Raw genomic sequence first — 24,403 nt, forward strand, 5'->3', positions numbered from 1 at the left:
AATATCGACAACCTTTAAGGGGATTTTCGTAATGCGTATCATTCTGCTTGGCGCTCCGGGCGCGGGTAAAGGAACTCAGGCTCAGTTCATCATGGAGAAGTATGGTATTCCGCAAATCTCCACCGGTGATATGCTGCGTGCTGCCGTGAAATCTGGCTCCGAGCTGGGCAAACAAGCGAAAGACATCATGGACGCCGGTAAGCTGGTGACTGATGAACTGGTGATCGCGCTGGTAAAAGAGCGTATTGCTCAGGAAGACTGCCGTAATGGTTTCCTGCTGGATGGCTTCCCGCGTACTATTCCGCAGGCAGACGCCATGAAAGAAGCGGGCATCAACGTGGACTACGTTCTGGAGTTCGATGTTCCTGACGAACTGATCGTTGACCGTATTGTAGGTCGTCGCGTACACGCTGCTTCTGGCCGCGTTTACCACATCAAATTCAACCCGCCTAAGGTTGAAGGTAAAGACGACGTGACCGGCGAAGAGCTGACCACCCGTAAAGACGATCAGGAAGAAACTGTACGTAAGCGCCTGGTGGAATACCATCAGATGACCGCTCCGCTGATCGGCTACTACTCTAAAGAAGCGCAGGCGGGTAACACCAAATACGCGAAAGTTGATGGCACTCAGGCCGTTGCTGACGTGCGCGCAGCGCTGGAAAAAATCCTCGGCTAATTTTTCGCGTAATAAACCTCTTATCAGGCCTGCCATTATCGCGTAGGCCTGATAAGCGTAGCGCCATCAGGCAAATTCTCGTCTTACCTCTCACAGCAATTAGTTCTTCTTTATCGCTTTTCCGCTACAATTATCAACAATTTGAATCGATAAGAGGCGGTAATGCGTCAGACGAAAACCGGTATCCTGCTGGCAAACCTCGGCACTCCCGATGCCCCAACCCCCGAAGCCGTTAAGCGCTACCTGCGCCAGTTTTTAAGCGATCCACGCGTAGTTGATACGTCACCTGCACTGTGGTGGCCGTTGCTGCGTGGGGTGATTTTACCGTTGCGTGCGCCACGCGTAGCCAAGCTGTACCAGTCAATCTGGATGGAAGACGGTTCCCCGCTGATGGTTTATAGCAAGGCACAACAGCGGGCCCTGGCAGAACGCCTACCAAATACCCCTGTCGCGCTGGGAATGAGCTACGGTTCGCCGTCGCTTGAAAGCGCGGTCGATGAACTGTTGGCAAGCGGGGTTGAACACATGGTGGTGTTACCGCTGTACCCGCAATATTCCTGTTCGACGGTGGCGGCCGTCTGGGACGAACTGGCGCGTATCTTAGCGCGTAAACGCGGTATTCCTGGCGTTTCATTTATTCGTGATTACGCCGATGACAGCAGCTACATCGATGCGCTGGCGAAGAGTGCCCGGGATTCATTTGCTCAACACGGTGAACCTGATTTGCTGCTGCTCTCCTACCACGGCATTCCGCAGCGGTACGCCGATGAAGGAGATGACTACCCGCAGCGCTGTCGTGATACCACCCGAGAGTTGGTTTCAGCGCTTGGCCTGCCGCCAGAAAAAGTAATGATGACCTTCCAGTCTCGCTTTGGTCGCGAACCATGGCTGACGCCATATACCGACGAAACGTTAAAAATGCTGGCGGAGAAAGGGACACAACATATCCAGGTTATGTGTCCGGGCTTCTCGGCAGATTGCCTCGAAACGCTGGAAGAGATAGCGGTACAAAACCGGGAAATTTTCCTTGAGGCTGGCGGTAAGCAATATGAGTATATTCCGGCGCTTAATGCCGCACCGGAACATATCGAAATGATGGTTAAACTGACCGACGCTTACCGTTAAAGCTGGGCTCTGAAGTAACGAGCGCCTTCCCGCAACGCATCGTCGGCGGTTTTCATCATTCGCGAATAGTGCAGGAAGGCGTGTAGCGTGCCGGGGTACATTTTGTACTGGCAGGGCTGCTGATGCGCCTGCAACGTTTGGAATAGTAAGCGGCTATCGTCAATCAGCGGATCAAACTCAGCGCCGGCGATAAAACACGGCGGCACGTCACGCGTCAGATCGTTATTAAACAGGCAATAATACGGTGACTCGCGATCGTCAGCGCTACGCAGGTACGCGTTTTCGTACATCTGCAATTCCTCGCGGGTTAACCCATCCCACGCTCCGCCCATCAGCCGTCGGCTCAGTGAATCCTGCAGGCCGTAAAGCCCATACCACAACAGCACCCCAGCCACCTTGCCGCAGACAATGCGTTTATCCCGCAGCCACAGCGCGCTGGCAAGCGCCAGCATGGCCCCGGCGGAATCACCCGCAAAACCAATATGATTCACATTAAGAGAATAGTCGCCAGCGTGCTGATGAAAATACTGGCAGACGGCGGCAATCTCTTCGATGGCTTGCGGGAAACGGGCTTCTGGCGCAAGCGAATAGTCGATACCAATTACCGTGCACTGCGTATAGCGCGCCAGCAAGCGCATAATACGGTCGTGGGTATCCAGATTACCGAGAATAAAACCGCCGCCGTGCAGATAATACAACGTTGCCAGGCTATGGGGCTGCGGTGAGTAAATACGTGTGGCCACGGGGCCGCATGCGGTAGAAATAACGCATTCGCGGGTATTCATCTCTGGGGCATCGGCATTCCACAGCTGCCGTTCATGAATGTAGTGCTGGCGCTGGGCCACGAAGTCATCTGCAGCGGGCCACGGCGGCAGATCGTCGCGATGAAAATTCACCACGCTTTTCATTTCATCCGAAATTCTGTCGAGTACGGGGATCTTGTTTTCCGGCTTCATAAAACGCTCCTTGTGAAGGTGAGTTATTGTAGAAATTAATCCCGTTTAAACTGCGATCTCACCGTCTGATATTGAAACTTAGCGCCGCATCGCATGCGTGGCAGGGAATGTGCTACCATGCATCGCTCAGTTAACCACCCGTAAAATCGACCATGAAATTTCCCGGTAAACGCAAATCCAAACACTATTTTCCCGTCAGCGCGCGCGATCCGTTGCTGCAACAAATTCAGCCAGAAAATGAAACCAGCGCAGCCTGGGTGGTGGGCATCGACCAGACGCTGGTGGATATTGAAGCCAAAGTGGATGATGACTTTGTAAAACGTTATGGATTAAGCGCCGGGCATTCTCTGGTGATTGCCGATGATGTCGCCGAAGCGCTCTACCAGGAACTGGTGCGTGAAAATTTGATCACCCATCAGTTTGCGGGCGGTACTATCGGTAACACGATGCACAACTACTCTGTGCTGGCGGATGATCGCTCGGTGCTGCTGGGCGTGATGTGCAGCAATATCGAGATTGGCAGCTATGCGTACCGCTATTTATGCAATACCTCCAGCCGTACCGACCTGAATTACCTGCAAGGCGTTAACGGACCGATTGGCCGCTGCTTTACGCTGATTGGCGAGTCAGGTGAGCGTACCTTCGCAATCAGCCCTGGGCATATGAATAAGCTACGGGCGGATAGCATCCCTGAATCGGTGATTGCCGGAGCATCCGCGCTGGTGCTGACGTCTTATCTGGTGCGCTGCGAGCCGGGTGAGCCGATGCCGGAAGCGACCATGAAGGCGATTGAATATGCCAAAAAACACAATGTGCCGGTGGTTCTGACCCTGGGCACCAAATTCGTCATTGCCGATAACCCGCAGTGGTGGCAGGCATTCCTGAAAGAGCATGTCTCTATTCTGGCGATGAATGAAGAAGAGGCTGAAGCGCTGACTGGCGAGAACGATCCGCTGCTGGCATCTGACAAGGCGCTGGATTGGGTGGATCTGGTGCTGTGCACGGCGGGTCCGGCGGGTCTGTATATGGCGGGCTTTACGGAAGAAGAAGTCAAACGTAAAACCCAGCATCCGCTGCTGCCCGGTGCTATTGCCGAATTTAACCAGTACGAATTCAGCCGCGCCATGCGCCATAAAGACTGTACCAATCCGCTGCGCGTGTATTCGCACATCGCACCGTATATGGGCGGACCTGAAAAGATAATGAACACCAACGGCGCAGGTGATGGTGCGCTGGCGGCATTGCTGCATGATATTACCGCCAACAGCTATCACCGCAGCAACGTGCCTAACTCCAGCAAGCACAAGTTCACCTGGCTGACCTATTCGTCGTTAGCCCAGGTGTGTAAGTATGCTAATCGCGTGAGTTATCAGGTGCTGAACCAGCATTCACCGCGCCTGACGCGCGGTTTGCCGGAACGTGAAGACAGTCTGGAAGAGTCGTACTGGGACCGTTAAATCTTGCATAGGCCGGATAAGCGATAACGCTATCCGGCACGGACACTAACTGGCCGTAGCAACTTCACCTGCAGGCGGCGTTTCAATCAGCTCCAGCATGGTACGGGCGATTTCGCGCTCACCCATGACGACCTGGTTGGCGCCGCGTTCGGTAATATATTCCACCTCATCGTCATAATGCGCGCGGGCGATAATCTCAATCGACGGGCATTTCTCACGTGCGGAAGCGACAATTTCACCTGCTTCATAACCATTAGGAATGGTCAGCAGCAGCCAGCGCGCGCAATCCAGATGCGCCAGATTCATAATCTCTTCGTTGGCGGCATTTCCCAGTACCGCGCGGATCCCACGCTCGCGCAGTTCATCCACCCGGGTACGTGAGGTTTCGATCACTACCAGCGGGATCCCCGCAGCCATCAATTTCTCACCCAGCAGGCTACCGACGCGACCAAAGCCAACCAGCAGGGCGTGATTGCAGATATCCACCGGAATTTGCTTCTCTTCTTCGATAGCCTCTTCCAGCGTCTGCTCTTCCAGCGTTTCTGTTTTGGCGAGATATTTTTCTAACACCGCGAACAGCACCGGGTTGAGCATGATGGACAGGATTGCCCCCGCCAGTACCAGATTCTGTCCGGCCTGCGGCAGCAGGTTTAACGCCATTCCCAGACCCGCCAGAATAAAGGCAAATTCACCAATCTGCGCCAGGCTGGTGGCAATAGTGAGCGCCGTGCGTTGGGAGTGACCAAACAGGCGCACCAGGAAATAGGCGGCAAGGGATTTACCAAAGATGATAATCGCCAGCGTGCCCAGTACCGCCAACGGCTGCTGGATCAGAACTAACGGATCGAACAGCATCCCGACGGAGACGAAGAACAGCACGGCGAACGCATCGCGCAGCGGCAGGGTATCATGCGCCGCACGGTGGCTTAGTTCAGATTCATTCAGCACCATACCGGCGAAGAACGCGCCCAGCGCAAAGGAGACATCGAACAGCTCTACTGCGCCAAAGGCAATGCCTAAGGCGAGGGCGAGGACTGAGAGGGTAAACAGTTCGCGTGAACCGGTTGCGGCGCTGCGGGCCATAATCCACGGTACCAGGCGACGACCCACCAGCATCATAATCGCGATAAACGCCACCACCTTGCCGATGGTAATGCCCATATCGACGGCCAGCGAGGCGAAACCGACGTCTTCTTTTTCCAGCATCCCGGCGACGGCTGGCAGGAGAACCAGCGTCAGCACCATCATCAGATCTTCGACAATCAGCCAGCCAATGGCAATTTGCCCGCGCTGGCTGTCAATGAGCTGTCGTTCTTCAAGTGCACGCAATAGCACCACGGTACTGGCGGTTGAAAGACACAGACCAAACACGATCCCCACCATCAGCGACCAGCCTAATACGGCCGAAAGCGCCATACCCAGCAGCGTTGCCACCGCTATCTGGGCAATCGCGCCGGGAATGGCGATAGACTTTACCGCCATCAAATCCTTCAACGAAAAGTGTAGCCCCACGCCAAACATCAGCAGAATAACGCCAAGCTCGGCCAGCTCAGGCGCGAGCTTAGTATCAGCAACAAAACCAGGTGTAAATGGACCGGCCAGAACGCCCGCTAACAGATATCCCACCAGAGGAGAAATACGCAGTTTATTGGCAATCATGCCTAATATAAAAGCGAGCACAAGGCCGCCGACAATGGTGGTGATAAGCGGGGTGGCGTGATGCATTCCGTCTCCTTTGGTTGCTGTGATGATCCTAAAAACCCAAACTACGAGTAATAGTTTATGACAATTTTAATGTTTATGTTTATGAATAATTATTGAATTTTGAAGAAAACGGGATTTTACGCGCAAAAAAGCACGGATCGGAAAAGTACGGTGATATGTGAGAGGTAAAGGCTGATGGCTACTGCAAGTAATGACGGCCAAAATTTACTTTTGGCCGTCAGAAAATCAGGCTTTGTGTCGGTTATCAGGTAAGAATATGGTCAGTATCCCCAGAAGTGGCAGGAAAGCACATATTTTGTAGACCAAATCGATGCTGGTATGGTCGGCTATCAGCCCTAACACCGCGGCTCCCAAGCCGCCCATGCCGAAGGCAAAACCGAAAAATAGTCCAGAAACCATGCCGATACGCCCAGGAAGCAGTTCCTGCGCGTAGACCAAAATAGCAGAAAACGCCGATGCGAGGATAAAACCAATGATCACGGTTAAAATCCCGGTCCATTCCAGCGTTGCGTAGGGTAAAACGAGGGTAAATGGCGCAACGCCGAGGATAGACCCCCAAATAACATATTTTCTGCCAATTTTATCGCCCAATGGTCCGCCAATCACCGTCCCGGCCGCGACGGCAAACAGGAAGGCAAACAGGTGAAACTGGGCGTTTTGTACCGATAATCCGAATTTTTGCATCAGATAAAAGGTGTAATAGCTGCTGATGCTCGCCATATAGAAGTATTTGGAGAAAATCAGCACCAGCAGGATGCTTACCGCCAGCACCACTTTATTGCGCGGTAACGGATTTACGATGGCGACTTTCGGTTTTCCTTTACTCATCCGATGCTGCGCAGCGTACCAACGGCTGATTTGTGCCAGGACGACAATCGCTAATAACGCAGCCAGAACAAACCAGGCCACATTACCCTTACCATATGGCGCGATGATGACAGCTGCCAGCAAGGGTCCCAAAGAGCTACCGAAGTTGCCGCCAACCTGGAAAATTGACTGTGCCAGGCCGTGACGACCGCCGGAGGCCATGCGTGCCACGCGGGACGATTCCGGATGAAATACCGAAGAGCCGGTGCCAACCAGCGCCGCGGCGAGCAGCACCATATGGAAGCTGCCGGCCATGGCTAGCAAAACAAGTCCGCTCAGCGTGAAGCACATCCCAATGGGCAGCGACCACGGCATCGGGTATTTGTCCGTCCAGTAACCCACCACCGGTTGCAGCAGCGAAGAAGCAAGCTGGAAGGTTAGGGTGATCATCCCGATCTGCATGAACGTTAGCGAGAACTCTGACTGCAATAGCGGATAAATCGCCAGAATCAGCGACTGAATCATATCGTTTAGCAAATGGGAGAGGCTGATCGCTCCTAAAATGCCAAATGAGGTGCGTGCTTTAGCAACCGACGCTGACGCGCCAGCCACAGGCTGGGTTGGTTCACTTATTGCCATAGAAAGTCACTTCTGTTTGGGTTGCGATTATGAGGGTAATCTATTTTGTTATTATTACCTGACTAACATACCTGCGGAAGGTGTTTGAAGGAAGTCTCATTTCTGAAAACATTTTCGACTATTATTTCATATCATTGTAATTTCAGTCGTTGATTTTGGCTCAGGGAGAGAAATATGAAGTTTTTAAAACGGGGCGTGGCGCTGGCGTTATTAGCCGCATTTACGCTGGCAGGTCAGCCTGCACAAGCGTACGAAAAAGATAAAACCTATAAAATTACCATTTTGCATACCAACGATCATCACGGTCACTTCTGGCGCAGCGAATACGGAGAATACGGACTGGCGGCACAAAAAACGCTGGTGGACGGTATTCGTAAAGAGGTGGCAGAGGAAGGGGGAAGCGTACTGCTGCTTTCCGGTGGCGATATTAATACCGGCGTACCGGAGTCCGATCTGCAGGATGCGGAACCTGATTTTCGCGGGATGAACCTGATTGGCTATGATGCGATGGCGGTCGGAAACCACGAGTTTGATAATCCCATGACCGTACTGCGCCAGCAGGAAAAATGGTCCAAATTCCCGTTTCTCTCGGCTAATATCTATCAGAAAAGCACCGGCGAGCGTTTGTTTAAGCCGTGGGCTATCTTTAAGCGCCAGGATTTAAAAATTGCCGTACTCGGTTTGACTACTGACGATACGGCGAAAATAGGCAACCCCGAGTTCTTTACCGATATTGAGTTCCGTAAACCTGCTGATGAAGCCAAACTGGTTATTCAGGAACTGAATATGGGTGAAAAGCCAGACATCATTATCGCAACCACCCATATGGGACATTATGACAACGGCAACCACGGCTCGAACGCCCCTGGCGATGTCGAAATGGCGCGTAGCCTGCCGGCGGGATCGTTGGCGATGATTGTCGGTGGTCACTCGCAGGATCCGGTGTGTATGGCTTCAGAGAACAAGAAGCAGGTTGATTACGTACCGGGTACGCCGTGTGCGCCAGACAAGCAAAATGGGATCTGGATTGTGCAGGCGCACGAGTGGGGGAAATATGTGGGCCGGGCTGACTTTGAGTTCCGTAACGGCGAAATGAAAATGGTTAACTACCAGCTCATCCCCGTCAACCTGAAGAAAAAAGTGACCTGGGACAACGGTAAAAGTGAGCGCGTACTCTACACCCCGGAAATAGCTGAAAATCAGCAAATGCTTTCGCTGCTGACGCCGTTCCAGAATAAAGGTAAAGCGCAGCTCGACGTGAAAATCGGTAGCGTCAATGCGCGCCTCGAAGGCGACCGAAGCAAAGTCCGTTTCGTGCAGACCAACATGGGACATTTACTGCTGGCTGCGCAAATGGCGCGAACCAGCGCTGATTTTGGCGTAATGAGCGGCGGCGGCATCCGTGATTCCATCGAAGGTGGCGATATCACTTATAAGAGCGTGCTGAAAGTACAGCCGTTCGGAAACATCGTGGTGTATGCAGACATGAGTGGGAAAGAAGTGATTGACTATCTGACCGCTGTAGCACAAATGAAGCCGGACTCCGGGGCCTATCCGCAGTTTGCTAATGTCAGCTTTGTGGCGAAAGATGGCAAGCTTAACGATTTGAAAATCAAAGGTGAACCCGTTGACTCAGCCAAGACCTATCGCATGGCGACCCTGAGCTTCAATGCGACCGGCGGCGATGGCTATCCGCGAATTGATAACAAACCAGGCTATGTGAATACCGGGTTTATTGATGCGGAAGTGCTGAAAGAGTACGTGCAGAAGAACTCACCGCTGGATGCCAGTATGTATGAGCCGAAGGGTGAAGTTACCTGGCAGTAACAGGGCGGAGCGCCGGATGGCGGTGCTTGCACCTTATTCGGCCTACAAGTCAGTGTGATTTGTAGGCCTTAAAGCTGCGCGCCATCAGGCAATCATTCTAAAATCGCTTAATCACGGCGTGCGATGTCGGCGAATTTCGCATCCAGAATTTTCGCCAGATCGCCTGCTGCCAGTTCGATATCCAGCCCGCGTTTGCCGCCGGAAACATAAATGGTGTCAAACGTCTGGGCAGGGGCATCAATGAGCGTTGGCAATCTCTTTTTCTGTCCTAATGGGCTAATCCCCCCCACCAGATAACCGGTGGTTCGTTGCGCAACCATTGGATCGGCCATATCAACCTTTTTAGCCCCCAGCGCCTTAGCGACCTTTTTGAGATCCAGTTGACCGGCTACAGGCGTGACCGCAACTGCCAGATGCTTCATATCGCCATTCACGGCAACCAGCAGCGTTTTGTAGACCTGGTCCGCATTCAAACCTAACTTGCGCACCACTTCATCACCAAAGTTCGTCTCGGACGGATCGTGATCGTAGGTATGGATCTGGAAAGAAATTTTGTTTTTTTCGAGTAATTTAACGGCGGGTGTCATAGCAATTTTCCTGGACCAGACAAAATACGACTCAAGCATACGCCTGATGTCTGTCTAAAAAATAGTACCATCTTGCGCAATAGTATTGGCAGGATGATGACTTTGAGCGACAATCGAACTACACCGATGCTTTAAGCATTGGGATCATAATAATGATGAAATTCCTCTTTGACGGGCCAATAGAAATATTGGCCATTTTTTTACCGTAACATCTCCGGCAAATTTCCTTCTCCGTACAGATGCAACGCGCCAACGGCCACGACGTAATGACCAGCAGGCATCGCTCTGAGCCGATCGCGCCAGGCTGTGTTACGTTGATGCATCAATACGTCATACAACGACTGGCTAAAGGTGTTGGGAAGCGTCAGTTCGCTATTGCGTGGTGGTGTTTTAAGCCACCAACCCATCATTTGTTGCAACAATCTGGCATTGGTATGCCAGTGCGTCAGAGTATCGTCCAACAGGGCCAGTCCGTTATCAGGCAACTGACATAACAGCTCGATTTGACTGGATGCGCCTTCCAGCTCGATAACGGGTTTATGCGCTTGTTTTGCCGCTTTCAGCAATTGGTAATCAATCCCGTATTCTGCCCGTAGACCCAACTGCTGTGCCTGTGTCGCCTGTAATACCATGGCGATTTGCCACAACGGCTGAGTAGATAACAGCGATGGGGAAATGCCCAGTTCGTTGGTGACTTTACGCAGGTTTTCTAACTGCTCCGGGCTGATTCGTTCTTCGAGTGCGGCAAATGTAGGAAGGTTAGCAAACGGCGCGTCGTCACCGGAAACATCCGCTTCGACAATCAGCGCATCGGCATGGTTGAGTTTTTTGAGTAATTTGGCAGGCAGAGGTGCCATATCGCGACTGCCCATGTGAATACTGCCAATCAGATGAAAATGGCGGTTGCCGGGCAATGAAATGTCGATGGCAGGCCAGGTATAGTGGTTGCCGCGTAGCGCGGTGAAAAATGTTTTTACCCGGTATAACAGATCCATACGACCTCCCTAAGTAGACTTTCATGCTAGCGCGTGGTCCAGGAAGGTGCAATGCGAGAATCGCCGGATGGCGACGCGAAATCGTCTTATCCGGCCCACAATGTTACCTGCACTTTGTAGGCCGGATAAGCGTGTGCGCCATGCGGCAGAGGGTTACTCTTTCGGTTTGAAGCGCAGCAGTCGGTTAGCGTTGCTCACCACAGTAATGGAGGAGAGTGCCATCGCCGCCCCGGCAACGACCGGATTCAGCAGTGTTCCGGTGAACGGCCACAGGATCCCCGCGGCAACGGGAATACCGATGCTGTTATAAATAAACGCGCCGACCAGGTTCTGCTTCATATTACGCAACGTTGCCCGGGAGATAGACAGTGCATCCGCAACGCCCATCAAGCTATGACGCATCAGCGTAATCGCGGCGGTTTCAATCGCCACATCGCTGCCGCCACCCATGGCAATCCCTACATCGGCCTGAGCCAGCGCAGGTGCATCGTTGATACCGTCACCCACCATGGCAACCTGACGCCCCTGGCTTTGCAGACGTTTAATCGCCTCGGCTTTACCGTCCGGCAGAACACCGGCAATCACCTCATCAATACCGGCTTCTTTGGCAATAGCGTTAGCCGTGGTCGGGTTGTCACCGGTAAGCATCACCAGACGATACCCGTTGCGGTGCAGACGCTGAAGTGCTGCCACGCTGTCGCTACGCAGTGGATCACGCACCGCTAACAGCGCCGCCGCTTTACCATCAATCGCCAACAGGACCGGGGTTGAACCCTGGGATGCCTGAGCAGTGATTTCAGCTTCCATTTCAGTGGTATCTACCTGCTGTTCATTAAGCAGCGCCTGGTTGCCCAGCAGCAGCGTATGACCTTCCGTTTCACCACTGACGCCTAAACCGCGCAGCGTACGGAAACCATTGACCTGTGGCAGCGTAACATCACCGGCTTTGTCCAGTATCGCTCTGGCCAGCGGGTGGCTGGACCCCTGTTCAAGGGCTGCTGCCAGACGAATTGCCAGTGCTTCATCGGTGTTGCCAAACGTTTTGATGGCGACAACCTGCGGTTTACCTTCAGTCAATGTCCCGGTTTTATCAAATACGACGGTATCAAGCGTACTGGCGCGCTGCAGCGCATCGGCATCACGTACCAGAACCCCAAACTCAGCGGCACGACCCACACCGGAAATAATCGACATTGGTGTTGCCAGGCCCAGCGCACAAGGGCAGGCAATAATCAGTACGGTAGTGGCAATCACCAGCGTATAAACAATTTGTGGTGCCGGCCCGAAGAAATACCAGATTGCTGCACTTACCAGCGCAATGACTACGACGACCGGAACGAACACTGAGGAGATACGGTCAGCCAGTTTGCCAATCTCCGGTTTACTGCTTTGCGCCTGGCGCACCATACGAATAATACGTGACAGCGTGGTGTGGCTGCCAACGGCGCTGGCGCGAAACAGCACGCTGCCGTCTTGTACGACCGTACCGGCGTGGACGCTATCACCTTCGCCTTTTTGTTGCGGAATAGGCTCTCCGGTCAGCATGGCTTCATCAAGCCAGGCTTCGCCCTGAGTGATTTCGCCATCTACCGGAACGCGGTCACCGGTGGTCAGGCGCAGTAACATTCCCGCCTGAACGTCTGCCAGCGGCACGTTCTTTTCACCTTCGTCGGTAACAACACGCGCGGTCGGCGGTGTCAGATCGAGTAATTTTTCCAGTGCTTTGGACGAGCGCTGACGAGCCCGCGCTTCCAGCATGTGCCCGAGGTTAATCAGACCGATAATCATCGCACTGGCTTCATAATAGAGGTGTCGTGCTTCCATCGGGAACCATTGCGGCCAGAGGTTGACGCTCATGGAATAAAGCCATGCCACCCCCGTACCCAGCGCCACCAGCGTATCCATGGTCGCGGTGCCGTTCATCAGGCTTTTCCACGCGTTGCGGTAAAAATGACCGCCCGCGAAAACCATCACGGCAAGCGTTGCCAGACCAATCGTCAGCCATAGGCTACGGTTGTCGGCAGTGACCATCATGTTTTCGCCAATCATTCCCCATACCATGACAGGGATACCCAACAGCAGCGCGACGGCCGCCTGCCAGCGAAAACGTTTCATGGTTGCCACGGCGGTTTCTTGCTGACGCTCGCGGCGCTTAACATCATCTTCAATGGCTTCTGCGCCGTAGCCCGCTTTTTCCACCGCTTTCACTAACTGGTCGGCGGACGCACTGCCCATTACCAGCGCAGTACGTTCCGCCAGGTTTACCCGTGCCTGCGTGACACCCGGTACGCTTTGCAGAGCATCTTGTACGCGGATAACACAGCTGGCGCAGCTCATGCCGTTTAACAGCAACTGTTGGCTGTCATCATCAGCCGTAGCTGCCGGAAGCTCGGAAGGGACCGCTGCCAGTGCTTCCGACGGGATTGATGACTCCGTCAGCGGTTTAGCCTTTGGGTGGCTTAACTCCGCGCCGTAACCGGCTTGTTTGATGGTTTCAATCAGCGCTTCAACACTGGCGCTCCCGGTGATGTGCGCTTCAGTCACAGTGACATCCGCTTGCTCAACGTCCGGGCGTTGCTCCAGACTCTCTTTAACGCGTTTTACACAGTGACCACAGGACAAGCCGTCCAGGGTTAGATCGATTGTTTGAGACATAACCAACTCCTTTATTGCAGAATTAACTGACTGTGATAAAGGTTAAACCTTCCATCTAGGGGAAGGTCAAGGGAGTTTTTTGAAAAGGTGCAAAAAGGGCGAAAAGGAAGAAAAACGGGAACATCAGAACAGGACGCTCCCGGTCAATTATTGATTGAGAACAATAAGCGGCGTTCGATGCTCCGGTTCATTCATCACCGTGAGATCGGCGCCGTACAGTACATTTAGTGACGATTGCTGCAGAACATCCTGCGGACGACCGTTATCAACTATCCTGCCGCGTTCCATCAATACAACGCGGTCAGCATAGCGCGCCGCAAGGTTGAGATCGTGCAGGACGCAGCAGACGCTGAACTGTCGTTCACCTACCAGACGACGCAGCAGACGAAAAAGATGCTGTTGGTGGTGAATATCCAGGGCGGAGGTGGGTTCATCGAGAAACAACCATTTTGGCCTGGGTTCGGGCTCCCAAAGTTGAACCAGCAGACGCGCCAGCTGTACCCGCTGTTGTTCTCCTCCCGACAGGTGCCGGTAATCGCGCGCGGCCAGCGCCTGGCAGTCACACAACGTCATGATGTGCTCCGTTTCATCGCCCGTGTTGCGCGTACGATACGGATGCCTGCCCATGCGGATGACCTCCTGCACGCTAAACGGGAAGGCCATATGACTGTTCTGGCGCATCACGGCACGGGTTTTTGCCAGCTCGGTGATTGACCACTCGTTCAGCGGCTTGCCAAACAAGCTACAACGCCCGCTGTGGGGCTGCAGATAGCCCGTAAGCTGGCGAAGCAGCGTCGATTTTCCGGCCCCATTCGGGCCAAGAATCGCGATGATTTCTCCATCAGGTAGCGTCAGGGAAACGTCATCGGTCAGTCGTCTGCCCTGAATTTGGTAGACCAGATTTTCAGCGACGATCATGACATCCTCCGGCTACGCAGTATTAACCACAGGAAATACGGTCCACCGATCAGGCTGGTTAACAGGCCAACGGGCATTTCGGCAGGCTGAACAAGTGTGCGGGCCAGCGTGTCGGCAATCAGCAGTAAACAGGCACCGGCCAACGTAGAGCAAGGAATCAACCAGCGATGATCGGCGCCGGTAGTCATTCTGATCAGATGCGGGATCACAAGGCCAATAAAGCCAATCACGCCGCTGACGGAAACGGAAGCGCCAACCAGGAGCGAGCTGAGCAACAGTAATTGCTGGCGCTTACGTTTGACGTTTACGCCGAGGTAATGCGCCTCTTCATCACCCAACTGCAGCAAATTAAGCGTTCCCGCCATACAGACGGTGACAGCAATGGCTGGAAGAACAAACGTGCTGGCAACCAGCAGCGTTGGCCACTGGGCCTGGCCGAGATTCCCCATCATCCACAGCGTAAGTTGGCGTAGCTGCTGTTCGTCGCCCACATAGCTCAGCACGCCAATAGCTGAACCGCACAGAGCATTGATGGCGATACCTGCTAACAGCAGTTGCATCATTCCACCGTGGTTATGACGCTGGCTTATCAGGAAAATAATCGTGCAGACCACCATGCTGCCCGCGACGGCAAAAATCATCTGCTCATACAGCACCAGCACCACGGGGAATGAAAATGGGATAACTATCGCGATGCCAACCATCAGCGCGGAGCCGCTGCTGACGCCAAGCAGGCCGGGATCGGCCATCGGATTGCGAAAAAGTCCCTGCATAATGACCCCTGCCGTAGCCAGCGCAGCACCGACCAAAACGGCCAGCAGCACGCGGGGCAGGCGAATGTTCAACCAGATATCTCGGTATTCGTCGTTGAACAGGGCGCTGAAGCTAATGTTCAACGCCCCCTGGCTGGCACCGAACAGCATCAGAGCGACCAGCAAGAGAGAAAGGCCCGTCAGAATGCTGACGGAAGAAAGCGAGTCCTTAAGCACGCAACGCTCCATAACGTCTTTGCGGCGCGAAGTTTCCGCGCCGCGAGGGGTTTACGCGGGTTTCAGTCCCGGCTCAACCAAACTGTAAATCTGGTTATTGAGTGCCGGCGCCGTGGCCAGTTCGTGAATGTGCCAGGCAACATCTGCGCGCATCACAAAGCCATGACACTCCTCGGCCTGTATGCGTTGCGCCAGGCCTGTGGCTTCACCATTCAGCAAACCGCCGGGGCGGAGAATGGCGTAGTCCAGTAGACTGGTTTGTAGCCAGCTTTCAGCCAATGATTTTTCCCGTACGGCCTGGCCAAATGCGGCCCTGGCGCGTGGGGACAAAAAGGGCCAACTGTCGCCACAGCCCAGAGAGGTAACCAGAATCATGCGTTTGATCTCAGCTTTTTCTGCTTCATCAATGACGGTTCTGTGCGCCAGATAATCCTGGGCACCGCCCATGGAGGAGATCACCGTGGCATGCTGACCCGCTGCGCGACAGGCGCAGGCGGTGACCTGGCTGTCGCAGGCGTCGCCAATAAAGACCTGCACACCTTTTTCCTGCAGCCCGGCAGCAACCTGGGGATTGCGAACGACAGCAATCACCGGACGATGCTCCGCCAGTGCGAGCTCCAGCGTTTTCGCGCCGACGCCGCTTCCACCTGCACCAAAAATAAGCCATGGAGCCATCAGGCATGTTCCTTTAAAGATGAAGACAACGCGTGAAAGGCGCTGACCTGTTCGGCCAGTAGCTGTCGATGCTCATCGCGACCGAGGAAAATTTTGAACATAGCGCTACCCGCCTGGTTGAAGAAGAGAATGGACGCGGTGTCCATTCCCATAAATTTGCGTTCAATCAGAGCAATATGCGTGCAGTTTTCTGCCTTGATATGACCGGTCATGCCTTTTTTGCCGCGCAGGTTGAAGTAACCGTGGCGGTGGAATCCGGAAGGTAATTCACCGGTGAATTCCAGAATGACATCAGCAGTATGGACCAGGGTGGTGACTTTGCCCCATTCGCAGACGGTTTCCCAGACGGTATCAAATTGACTGCCGGAAACCAGCGTTGGGGAAGGGAGGTTTTTCACCACCTCCAGCAATGTAGTGTTGTACTGGGCTGCGATAGCTTCCAGCGTACCGTCCGGCTCAGTTTTCAAAAAATCCTGTAAAGAGACATGGCTCATTATTCACTCCTTTTATGGTTGCTCTACCGCAATGCGCGGCGCGTTAAGTGCCTGAATCAGTTCATCAAGAGACTGCAAAATATTGCTCGCCCAAAAACGCCCTTCATTGGTCAGGCGTACACAGGTGCTGGCATCTCGCGTCAGTCCTGCGTGATGCCATTGGGTCAGTAGCGGGGCCAGTTTTTGTGCATGAGGCGTCAGTTCATCCAACGGGACGCGGGCCGTCTCAATACCGGCCTGGAGAGTGTGTCGCCACTGGAAACCACGCTCGGCTGTGCGCATTATCATCATTAGCGGTTTTTTTCCGGCGGCGATAGATTCATGCCATGTATTCAGGTTGCGCTCGACCATCCAGGAATAGCCATTGACTGACCCTCCTGCGCCAGAGCCGAATGCCAGACAGTCTGCACCCTGTTTAATCAGCAGGTTGTACAGATTGCGTTCCCGTGTGGTACGCGCCCAGTGGCTGTTGCTGATGCAGCGCCAGCCCGCGCTGTCCATGAAATCGCAGCCCTGAAGATAGAGATCGCGGCGTTCGGCGGGAGAGGGAACGGTTGTGCGCCCGGTTTCAACTGCTTTGCCAAGCGGTGTATTAGGGATCAGATTCAGCGCATAAAGATCTACGCCGTCGAGGCCAATGTCGCGGGCAATCGCCAGATCCTCGCCCCACAGTTTTGCGTCTTGTCCTGGCAGACCAAATAGCAGATCGCACACCACGGCGGCACGATCCCGTTTTACCAGTCCCTGCATAAAGGCCGTTGCGGTCGGGCCGTCCGAAGTACGCGCCATTTTCTTGCGGATCCGGCTGTTAAAAGACTGAATACCGATCGAAAATCGATTGGCGCCAGCGTCAAGGCAGGCATCGATTCGCGCATCGTCAAAATTGAGCACTCGCCCCTCAATGGTGATTTCGCAGTCCGGCGCCAGCGGTAGCTTGTCACGCAGCGCGGTGATGATTCTGGCCAGGTCCTGTGCAGACAACGCAGAAGGCGTACCGCCGCCAAAATAGACGGCGTGAATGGGGGCTGACTGGTGTAATGCGCTATCAGCTTCCATCTCTATTTCGCGCAACAGCGCGTTGGTGTAGCGGGCGCAGTTGTCTTCTTCAAACCGGTTTTGATAAAAACCGCAGAAAGTACAATGTGTTGCACAAAAAGGGATATGCAAGTACACCAGCCGTTTACGTGGCGGGGTTGGCTGGCTGATGACCTCCTGCCAGGTTTGTGACAAAAGCTCTTTGGCAACCGGGATCGCCCCACGCCAGGGCATCGTGGCGCGGCGATCCTTAAATGGCTGACTTCCCTCGAGCGCAAAATGCGCGGTGAGATCCAGCGAGTGTTCAGTTTTCATTCTTCTTAATAAATCCAGTTAGTGAGGCCAGAATTGCTGGTGCAGGGCTTCAACCGCATCGGTGACGCGAGGTCCCATCCCCAGAATCAGCGCCTGGTCTACTGCCACAATGCGCTGATTTTTCCAGGCCGCAGTGTGGGTAATACCGGCAATCGCGCTCAGGCGAGCCAGACCGCCATCGACCATTTGCGACGTCACCACGATCACCTCCGGGTTGGCGGCGATCAGTGACTCCGCGCTGTAGCTTTTATACTGCGCATGGGTGGCGACATTTTGTGCGCCTGCGAGGGTCATAATGGCATCGGCAACGCTGCCTTTTCCGGCGATCTGAGGTGCGCTGCCGCCAGCAGAGAGAATGAACATCGCTTTGACCGGCGCATTTTTCGCCGCCACGCTGTGCTTAATACGCTCCAGACGTTGCTGCAGGCGATTGACTAACGCCTCACCTTGGTCAGGAATGTGCAGTGTTGTAGCCAGTTCTCGAATGTTGGCGTACATCTGTTCTACGGTGGCCGGTACGCGCGGCAACGTCACGACGTTAACCTTTTGCGCCCGCAACTGATCCAACACGATTTGGGGTCCTGCATCCTGCCAGGTGATAAAGCTGTCCGGATGGAGCGACAAAATGCCCTCGCTGTTTAACTGCTTCCAGTAGCCGATATGCGGGAGTGCGGCAGTTTCGGGCGGATATGAGGTGGTTTCATCAACGCCGACCACCCGGTTGCCGACGCCCATGGCGTATACCAGTTCGCTAAGCGAGCCGCCCGCCACCACCAGGCGGTCGGCGGACTGGGCACTGAAAACGCAGGCGAGGCTCAGTAAGCCAATCATGAGTTTTTTCATCGTCAGAAATTCCACGCAAAGCCAACGGCGGCATTGAAACCAGCATCTGGAATAGATTCATGTGCGGTTCTGTAACGCTTATCGGTTAGGTTGTTGAGCGCGAGGTTGACCTGATACTGGTCCTGCGGACCGAACTCGGTGTTGAATGCGAGGTTAAGTGTGGCCCAGCCAGGGTAGTTGATTTCCGTGGTGCCGGTATTATCTTTAGCGCTGGACGCCGCGCGGATAAAGGCATCAGACGTCACGTTAGCGACATTCATCAACCAGGTATGTTTCAGGCCGACGCGCCCGGTCAGCATGGGCTCGCCGGTATCCCAGGTTTTTAGGGTATTGCCTTCGTACTGACGGCGAATGAGATTACCGCTCAGGTAAGGTGAAACCGCCCAGCCGTTGTATTCTGCGGTGAGTTCCATGCCCCAGGTTTTGGCCCGATCGATGTTTTCGTAGTAGTAATAGCCACCCCGTGAAGAGGTGGTATTACCGCTGCAAACGGGTTGGCCTGAACAGGCCAGGCTGGCGATATAGTCTTTGGCTTCGGAGTAATAAATGGCGCCGTCAATCAGCCACATATTCCCTTTATACCGTGCGCCCAGCTCATAGTTATTCGAGTGTTCCGCCTTCAGGTTTGGGTTGCCGTAGGTCACGCTTCCGCCTGCGGACGTCTGCATAAACAGCTGAGTCAGCGTGGGGAAAACATAGCCTTGGGCATACGCTGCCCGGAGTTCAAGATCTTTAAAACCGGAATAGCGCAGGCTGGTTGAGGTCACTAGTTCATCATCGTGTACTGAATTTCCTCCGGTGGATTGCCAGGTACTGCCGCTGCTTTGCAGGGTTTGCGTATCGTTGCGATTGAGTTTCGAAGACAGCCAGTACTGGCGTGCGCCTATGGTCCAGGTCCAGTCATCGGCAAAGCGCCAGTCGTTTTGCGCGAATAATGAGGTATTGCTTTGCTCCGCTTCGTTGTATGACAGGGTGCGGGTTTGCGTATCGAAGAAGCCGGTAGCCGCGGTCTGGCGTGTACTGCCGTCCGTGTCCTGTTTGATTTTGTCATGCTGATATTGAGTGCCAATCACCAGCTCGTTGTTCGCGGGAAGGGAGAAATTGCCCTGCAGCGTTACCCCCTGGGTATACTGTTTGTCGTTGGTATTGGTTTGATTGTTTATCGTCAGCGCTTTAATCGCCGGGCTGGGAATTACCTGAGTCGTTTTGACCCGGTTTTCAAATTTGCGCTCTATTGTCTGGCTGTATGCGTCAACATGGATTTTCTTCAGGTAATCCCCGTCAGCCGCATAGTCGTAGAAAAGACCGATTTTCTCGCGTTCCAGCTTAGGTATTTTGACGCTAAAGTCGTCGAACTGGCCCTCTGGATCGTCAAACCAGGTTTGAGTAGACAGTTTGTAACGATCGAGCGAGAGTCCGATTTTATGGCGATCGAAGTTGTAGTCCAGCCACACGCCCTGGCCGTTATTACGGAAGTTGGTGTCAGGCAATCTTCCGTCAGGCGTATCGCGGTCCCCCTGGTCGGAGTAGCTGCCATTGATGCGGTAGTCAAAGTTTCCGATGCTGCCCCAGGCTGCCGCTGATTCTTCCCATCCTGCCGTTGCGGAGTTATAAACGGCCTTAACGCTGCCGCCGAGAGGCTTATCGCCGCCTTTTTTCGTAATAAAATTCACGACGCCGCCAATCGCCTGCGAACCGTAGAGGACAGAGTAGGGGCCTTTGACCACTTCAATACGCTCCAGCGCGGATTCGTCAATCAGCAAACCGGCCCCGTAGTTTTGCCCGGCACGTTGGTAGCTGACGACCTGGCCGTCGATCAAAATCAGCACCCGCGAAGAGGCTTCGCCACGGATACGAATTTGTTTCCGGCCAGCGAGGGCGTTATCGGTGACTTCGACGCCGGGAATATCTTGTAAATCATCAGCAATAGAAACGCTGGTGGAGTTTTGCAGCGTCTGGCGATCGATAACCTGAATAGTTGCCGGGCTATCCCAGAGACTACTTTCAGAGCGGTTAGCCGTGACGATCACCGTATCATCATCGGGCGTTGAAGCGTGTGTTGTAGAGGTAGCTGCAGAAGCAGCGCCGGACATGCATAATGTCAGGGCTGAAAGAATAAATGGCCTTTGGTTAATCCGTGGCAACATAAGAGAACCTTTATTGAATGTAAATGATCATCATTATCATTCGCATTTGTATATAAAAATGTTTCCCTTTGTTCAATATGAAAGATGCATAACCAATATATCTTTTGATTTGAGTCAATTTTGTACGGTCAATAAATACTGAAATGTGATCTGTATCGGATATAACAATGTGAATAGAAAGGATTTATTCATCTCTTTGTTGATTTAAAATGTGCAGATTTCTCGGGTAAATGATTACGGCAATCTGGGCTATAATGTGGCTCAGCACCAACAAGCACCGCGGGGGAAATGTGAATATTAGCGATGTTGCGAAAAAAACCGGTTTAACCAGCAAAGCCATTCGCTTTTATGAAGAGAAAGGACTGGTGACGCCGCCGCTGCGTAGTGACAATGGCTATCGCACTTACAACCAACAGCATCTGAATGAACTGACGTTGCTGCGTCAGGCGCGGCAGGTTGGGTTTAACCTGGAAGAGTGCGGCGAGCTGGTAAACCTGTTTAACGATCCGGCGCGTCACAGCGCGGATGTGAAAAAGCGCACGTTAGAAAAAGTGGCGGACATTGAGCGGCATATCAGAGAATTGCAGGCCATGCGCTTGCATTTACTGGCGCTGGCGGACAGTTGCCCGGGTGATGACAGCGCTGAATGTCCGATTATGGATAATCTCTCCGGCTGCTGCCATCACAAAGCGAAGGCTTAACGGCGAGAAGGATTAAGCATAAACACCACCGTGCCGCGGTACCACGGAGATTTCTCAAGCTGCGCTTCAGCCAGTGGATCCCGGTTACCGTTTTGCACCAGTCCCAGCTTAAATGGAATGCGCAGGCGGCTGAGCGCGGGCAAATACGCCTGATAATTCGTCACCGTGCGACGCCCCTGATAGCTTTGCACCACCAGTTCATCGACCGCCAACGCGTTCAGCGTAGCGACGTCGCCCGTTTTTGCCCAATCCAGTAGTCCGGTTACGCCTAGCGCAAACTCAGCCGGGAGCTGTTGGCGCAGTTGCTGCAGAAAGCGGGCGTAGTCGGTCAGTTGATGGGTCGCTGCGTCAAAATCAACCTGCAGGCCGATGACGTGATTCCCGGCGGTCTGCCAGCGCTGCATCAACCGTATGATACGCGCCGGGATCTCTTCCGGTACGTCGAGGGTTGTAAAGCGTACGGTCAGCCAGATTGAGGGAAAAGACAGATGACTGACCGGCAGTCCGAGGCGCTGGAACACCACGTTACCGGAACGAACCAGTACCTCGCCCTGGTGCAGATAAACCGTTTGCGCGTCTTTCAGCTCGTCACTGGCCTTCACCCCAGACCACAGCCAGAAGGCCGAATGTTCACGGGCGGCGACGATATCCGCCGCCTGTGCCTGACCTATCAGCAGTGCGGTTACCAGTAATATTTGAGTTTTTGCGCCCACGGGCTTCCCGGATACTGCGTTTTCAGTTGGGTGAACCAGCCCTTACGCTGCAGTTTATCCACGTCTTCACCGCCGCATTCGTTAGCGCCTGATGGCGCATAGCACATGATGGCGCGATACAGCGCGAAGCTCTTATCTTCGACTTCCGCGGTGGGTGAGGTGATTACCTGCTGGTAGTAGCTCTGTCTGTCGAACTGGCCGAACGGTTTCTTGCGCGAGATAGCTGATTCAAGCACATCGTTGCCAGCGCTGTTTTTCCACAGATCAACATGTGTTTGCGTGGTGCGGAAGAATTCGCCAAGGCAGTTCAGCGCGTGAGCATCATCCGCTTTTTTGCTCAATACCGTTACCGTTTCATTGAGGCTGCGGCACGTATAGCCCGCCTGCGCCGTGTCGCCATTCCAGTCGAATATGCTCAGGTTAACGTCAGCAAACGCTTCGCCAATGACCGGAGGCGTAATCGCGCTGGCCAGTTTTCTGTCATTCAGCCAATCGCCAAAACGATTCTCTGTAAGATCTCGCACCAGCAGCGTATGCAACGCAATGGTACGCTCTTCGTTATTCGGGCCATGAACGGCCTGCTGGCGCAGCAGTTCTGGTGTGGCCTGTGTTTTCAGTACCTGCGAACGAAAGCGCAGGTTGGTCACCGCGCTATTCGGTGCGAAAACCGCAGCCACGTCGCCGCTATATACCAGCGTGGCGGCAAGCTTAGCCTGCACATATTGCTGCTGTTCGTTATCCTGGCTGAGTTTTAACAACTGCTGCCAGAAATCGCGCGCCTCGGCCCATTTCTTCTGGCCCATCAACGCTTCGCCGTACAGCACCTGTTCGCTGAAGGCGAGGGTATCGTGAGCGGCAAGTTTCTGCGCTGGCGTAACTGCCTGAATAATTGCCGCGTAGTTGCCCGTTGCCAGCCACAGATTGAGTTGCAGATCGCGCCATAGCGGCAGTTTTTGGCTCTGTTCAAACACCGGTTTGCTGGCGTCGAGCTGTGCCTGCGTCAGCGTGGGTTTGTTATTGTTATCCAGGCGCAGCGCGCGTAGCAGTTCGATATAGCTGACTCGCGGCGCGTTGGGGAAGGCTTCAACGACGGACTGGTCGTAGAACGCCATGCCATAGACATTATCGTATTCGATGACATTTTCGCGCAGTTGCTGTGCGTCAACCGACTGCTGAAGCGTCTGTTCATACAACCCGGCTAACTGCGGCCACGCCTGTAAATACCAGTTGATGCGACGCAACATACCGCGTGAAGAGTCAGCGTAGAGTCCTTGAGGAAAACGCTGCAAATAGGCCTGCGCCAGCGTCTGAGCCTGAGTAGCGTCCTCGCGGTTAATTTTCGCAATATCAAAATCGCCGTACTCGCCCACGCTGTTCTGACTGCTCTTGTTCAACGCCGTGCGCATCAGCATGTATTGCGCGGTCTCTGCCAGCCACGGACGATCGCTTTTGGCAAGCTGAGCGAAATCCCGTTCGGCACTGGCATAATCACCGGCATAGAAACTGGCGGCTGCTGCCAGATAGCTTTTATAGGGCAGAGCAGGAGAATCTGCCGGGAAGGTAGCAAGAGAAGACTCAATTTGCTCGCGGGTTGCTCCGGAAAGCAGTCCTGTACGCGCCTGGGCTAAGGCCTGACGCTGTTCCGCCGTTAACGTGGAATCGGCCAACAGCGCGGCAAAAAACGCGCTGACGCTCTCGGTGTTATTCGAAACATGGCGGTTCTCAAGCTCAGCGTCGTTGATGTTTATTTCGTCGGCGCTAATGTTCAGCTCGGCCATCTGTTGGGAGAGAGGGCTGTCTGCGGCGGATGCCGGAGCAGCGGCTGGCTGCGGGGCAGCCTCATCCCACTGCAGGTGATAGGCAAAATAGAAATCACGGGAGCGGGTGATGTCTGCGGGCATTGATTGCACCGGCAGAGCAAATGATTTTTCCTGGCTCAGCAGCCGCAGCAGGTTGTCACGGCTGTCGTTTTCAGGGTTAAAGGTCGGCGTTCCCTTTAGTAGACAGCTGTCGTCGCTCCATTTGCAGTCTTCCATATCGAACGAAGCGAATGCCTGCGGGGCGGCGGTCAGCAATATGCAAAGGGCAAAGGCAAGGGGTGTCTTCCTGACCATAGTCTTATTT

20 protein-coding genes are annotated in these 24,403 nt (G+C 53.9%); 5 read left to right on the plus strand and 15 right to left on the minus strand.

Features of this window, described 5'->3' with window-relative positions; all coding sequences use genetic code 11:
• Nucleotides 1–31: 31 nt before the first annotated feature.
• Together adk and hemH are read left to right on the plus strand one after the other, a co-directional pair.
• On the plus strand, nucleotides 32–676 hold the full coding sequence (adk, locus tag OGX92_RS02980) for an adenylate kinase (protein WP_003021773.1): 645 nt from the start codon (nucleotides 32–34) through the stop codon (nucleotides 674–676).
• Between the two features lie 162 nt (nucleotides 677–838).
• Nucleotides 839–1,801: a ferrochelatase gene (gene hemH / locus OGX92_RS02985; protein WP_003831052.1), complete on the plus strand. Its 963-nt coding sequence runs from the start codon at nucleotides 839–841 to the stop codon at nucleotides 1,799–1,801.
• Here hemH and aes read toward each other — a convergent pair.
• Nucleotides 1,798–2,757 carry an acetyl esterase gene (gene aes / locus OGX92_RS02990; protein WP_168978543.1) on the minus strand — a complete coding sequence of 320 codons (960 nt, stop codon included), beginning with the start codon at nucleotides 2,755–2,757 and terminating at the stop codon, nucleotides 1,798–1,800. The genes hemH and aes overlap by 4 nt on opposite strands.
• A gap of 152 nt (nucleotides 2,758–2,909) precedes the next feature.
• On the opposite strand from aes, the gene gsk reads away from it, so the two are divergent.
• Complete coding sequence (gsk, locus tag OGX92_RS02995) at nucleotides 2,910–4,214, plus strand: inosine/guanosine kinase (RefSeq protein WP_003021781.1); 1,305 nt, start codon at nucleotides 2,910–2,912, stop codon at nucleotides 4,212–4,214.
• A gap of 45 nt (nucleotides 4,215–4,259) precedes the next feature.
• Here gsk and ybaL read toward each other — a convergent pair whose 3' ends face one another.
• Entirely contained in the window at nucleotides 4,260–5,939 is a 1,680-nt protein-coding gene (ybaL, locus tag OGX92_RS03000) for a YbaL family putative K(+) efflux transporter (protein WP_003021783.1), read from the minus strand.
• A gap of 225 nt (nucleotides 5,940–6,164) precedes the next feature.
• Nucleotides 6,165–7,385, minus strand: coding sequence for a fosmidomycin MFS transporter (fsr, locus tag OGX92_RS03005; RefSeq protein WP_003021788.1), 1,221 nt, complete (start codon nucleotides 7,383–7,385; stop codon nucleotides 6,165–6,167).
• A 174-nt stretch (nucleotides 7,386–7,559) separates the two neighbouring features.
• On the opposite strand from fsr, the gene ushA reads away from it, so the two are divergent.
• A complete protein-coding gene (ushA, locus tag OGX92_RS03010) occupies nucleotides 7,560–9,212 on the plus strand; it encodes a bifunctional UDP-sugar hydrolase/5'-nucleotidase UshA (RefSeq protein ID WP_003831055.1) in 1,653 nt (550 codons plus the stop codon).
• Between the two features lie 107 nt (nucleotides 9,213–9,319).
• Here the strand turns inward: ushA and ybaK are convergent, their stop codons facing one another.
• The 10 genes from ybaK to OGX92_RS03060 form a co-directional block, all read right to left on the minus strand.
• Entirely contained in the window at nucleotides 9,320–9,799 is a 480-nt protein-coding gene (ybaK, locus tag OGX92_RS03015; protein WP_003831056.1) for a Cys-tRNA(Pro)/Cys-tRNA(Cys) deacylase YbaK, read from the minus strand.
• A gap of 200 nt (nucleotides 9,800–9,999) precedes the next feature.
• Nucleotides 10,000–10,794 carry a TraB/GumN family protein gene (locus tag OGX92_RS03020; protein ID WP_003831057.1) on the minus strand — a complete coding sequence of 265 codons (795 nt, stop codon included), beginning with the start codon at nucleotides 10,792–10,794 and terminating at the stop codon, nucleotides 10,000–10,002.
• Nucleotides 10,795–10,947: 153 nt separating this feature from the next.
• A complete protein-coding gene (gene copA, locus OGX92_RS03025) occupies nucleotides 10,948–13,449 on the minus strand; it encodes a copper-exporting P-type ATPase CopA (protein WP_126955912.1) in 2,502 nt (833 codons plus the stop codon).
• Nucleotides 13,450–13,596: 147 nt separating this feature from the next.
• Nucleotides 13,597–14,367: a heme ABC transporter ATP-binding protein gene (locus OGX92_RS03030; RefSeq protein WP_286586226.1), complete on the minus strand. Its 771-nt coding sequence runs from the start codon at nucleotides 14,365–14,367 to the stop codon at nucleotides 13,597–13,599.
• On the minus strand, nucleotides 14,364–15,356 hold the full coding sequence (locus OGX92_RS03035; protein ID WP_218667583.1) for a FecCD family ABC transporter permease: 993 nt from the start codon (nucleotides 15,354–15,356) through the stop codon (nucleotides 14,364–14,366). The genes OGX92_RS03030 and OGX92_RS03035 overlap by 4 nt, the downstream gene beginning before the upstream one ends.
• Nucleotides 15,357–15,407: 51 nt before the next feature.
• Nucleotides 15,408–16,031 carry an anaerobilin reductase gene (gene chuY, locus OGX92_RS03040; RefSeq protein WP_003831063.1) on the minus strand — a complete coding sequence of 208 codons (624 nt, stop codon included), beginning with the start codon at nucleotides 16,029–16,031 and terminating at the stop codon, nucleotides 15,408–15,410.
• The gene (gene hutX, locus OGX92_RS03045) at nucleotides 16,031–16,525 is read right to left on the minus strand and encodes a heme utilization cystosolic carrier protein HutX (RefSeq protein ID WP_079938344.1); all 495 of its coding nucleotides are present in this window, start codon (nucleotides 16,523–16,525) and stop codon (nucleotides 16,031–16,033) included. Before hutX ends, chuY begins: the two co-directional genes overlap by 1 nt.
• A 12-nt stretch (nucleotides 16,526–16,537) precedes the next feature.
• Nucleotides 16,538–17,875 carry a heme anaerobic degradation radical SAM methyltransferase ChuW/HutW gene (hutW, locus tag OGX92_RS03050; protein ID WP_003831065.1) on the minus strand — a complete coding sequence of 446 codons (1,338 nt, stop codon included), beginning with the start codon at nucleotides 17,873–17,875 and terminating at the stop codon, nucleotides 16,538–16,540.
• Between the two features lie 18 nt (nucleotides 17,876–17,893).
• Nucleotides 17,894–18,718 carry a heme/hemin ABC transporter substrate-binding protein gene (locus OGX92_RS03055; RefSeq protein WP_149335000.1) on the minus strand — a complete coding sequence of 275 codons (825 nt, stop codon included), beginning with the start codon at nucleotides 18,716–18,718 and terminating at the stop codon, nucleotides 17,894–17,896.
• A gap of 2 nt (nucleotides 18,719–18,720) precedes the next feature.
• Nucleotides 18,721–20,865 (minus strand): TonB-dependent receptor plug domain-containing protein, encoded by a 2,145-nt coding sequence (locus tag OGX92_RS03060; protein ID WP_286586227.1) that lies wholly within the window; start codon nucleotides 20,863–20,865, stop codon nucleotides 18,721–18,723.
• Between the two features lie 290 nt (nucleotides 20,866–21,155).
• On the opposite strand from OGX92_RS03060, the gene cueR reads away from it, so the two are divergent.
• Nucleotides 21,156–21,566: a Cu(I)-responsive transcriptional regulator gene (gene cueR, locus OGX92_RS03065; protein WP_032934540.1), complete on the plus strand. Its 411-nt coding sequence runs from the start codon at nucleotides 21,156–21,158 to the stop codon at nucleotides 21,564–21,566.
• On the opposite strand, the gene OGX92_RS03070 is transcribed toward cueR, so the two are convergent.
• Nucleotides 21,563–22,279 carry a DUF3142 domain-containing protein gene (locus tag OGX92_RS03070; protein ID WP_257661433.1) on the minus strand — a complete coding sequence of 239 codons (717 nt, stop codon included), beginning with the start codon at nucleotides 22,277–22,279 and terminating at the stop codon, nucleotides 21,563–21,565. The two genes, cueR and OGX92_RS03070, sit on opposite strands and share 4 nt — an antisense overlap.
• On the minus strand, nucleotides 22,249–24,393 hold the full coding sequence (locus tag OGX92_RS03075; RefSeq protein WP_286586228.1) for a PA5441 family protein: 2,145 nt from the start codon (nucleotides 24,391–24,393) through the stop codon (nucleotides 22,249–22,251). The genes OGX92_RS03070 and OGX92_RS03075 overlap by 31 nt, the downstream gene beginning before the upstream one ends.
• Between the last annotated feature and the right edge of the window lie 10 nt (nucleotides 24,394–24,403).

Origin of the sequence: Citrobacter sp. Cpo089 (assembly GCF_030332695.1) — a bacterium.
GTDB lineage: Bacteria > Pseudomonadota > Gammaproteobacteria > Enterobacterales > Enterobacteriaceae > Citrobacter > Citrobacter portucalensis.

Coding starts and splice junctions, on each gene's coding strand:
- OGX92_RS03060 (WP_286586227.1), bottom strand. CDS start 20,865: ATGTTGCCACGGATTAACCAAAGGCCATTTATTCTTTCAGCCCTGACA.
- OGX92_RS03075 (WP_286586228.1), bottom strand. CDS start 24,393: ATGGTCAGGAAGACACCCCTTGCCTTTGCCCTTTGCATATTGCTGACC.
- adk (WP_003021773.1), top strand. CDS start 32: ATGCGTATCATTCTGCTTGGCGCTCCGGGCGCGGGTAAAGGAACTCAG.
- hutW (WP_003831065.1), bottom strand. CDS start 17,875: ATGAAAACTGAACACTCGCTGGATCTCACCGCGCATTTTGCGCTCGAG.
- ybaK (WP_003831056.1), bottom strand. CDS start 9,799: ATGACACCCGCCGTTAAATTACTCGAAAAAAACAAAATTTCTTTCCAG.
- chuY (WP_003831063.1), bottom strand. CDS start 16,031: ATGGCTCCATGGCTTATTTTTGGTGCAGGTGGAAGCGGCGTCGGCGCG.
- ushA (WP_003831055.1), top strand. CDS start 7,560: ATGAAGTTTTTAAAACGGGGCGTGGCGCTGGCGTTATTAGCCGCATTT.
- fsr (WP_003021788.1), bottom strand. CDS start 7,385: ATGGCAATAAGTGAACCAACCCAGCCTGTGGCTGGCGCGTCAGCGTCG.
- hemH (WP_003831052.1), top strand. CDS start 839: ATGCGTCAGACGAAAACCGGTATCCTGCTGGCAAACCTCGGCACTCCC.
- gsk (WP_003021781.1), top strand. CDS start 2,910: ATGAAATTTCCCGGTAAACGCAAATCCAAACACTATTTTCCCGTCAGC.
- ybaL (WP_003021783.1), bottom strand. CDS start 5,939: ATGCATCACGCCACCCCGCTTATCACCACCATTGTCGGCGGCCTTGTG.
- hutX (WP_079938344.1), bottom strand. CDS start 16,525: ATGAGCCATGTCTCTTTACAGGATTTTTTGAAAACTGAGCCGGACGGT.
- OGX92_RS03030 (WP_286586226.1), bottom strand. CDS start 14,367: ATGATCGTCGCTGAAAATCTGGTCTACCAAATTCAGGGCAGACGACTG.
- copA (WP_126955912.1), bottom strand. CDS start 13,449: ATGTCTCAAACAATCGATCTAACCCTGGACGGCTTGTCCTGTGGTCAC.
- aes (WP_168978543.1), bottom strand. CDS start 2,757: ATGAAGCCGGAAAACAAGATCCCCGTACTCGACAGAATTTCGGATGAA.
- OGX92_RS03020 (WP_003831057.1), bottom strand. CDS start 10,794: ATGGATCTGTTATACCGGGTAAAAACATTTTTCACCGCGCTACGCGGC.
- OGX92_RS03055 (WP_149335000.1), bottom strand. CDS start 18,718: ATGAAAAAACTCATGATTGGCTTACTGAGCCTCGCCTGCGTTTTCAGT.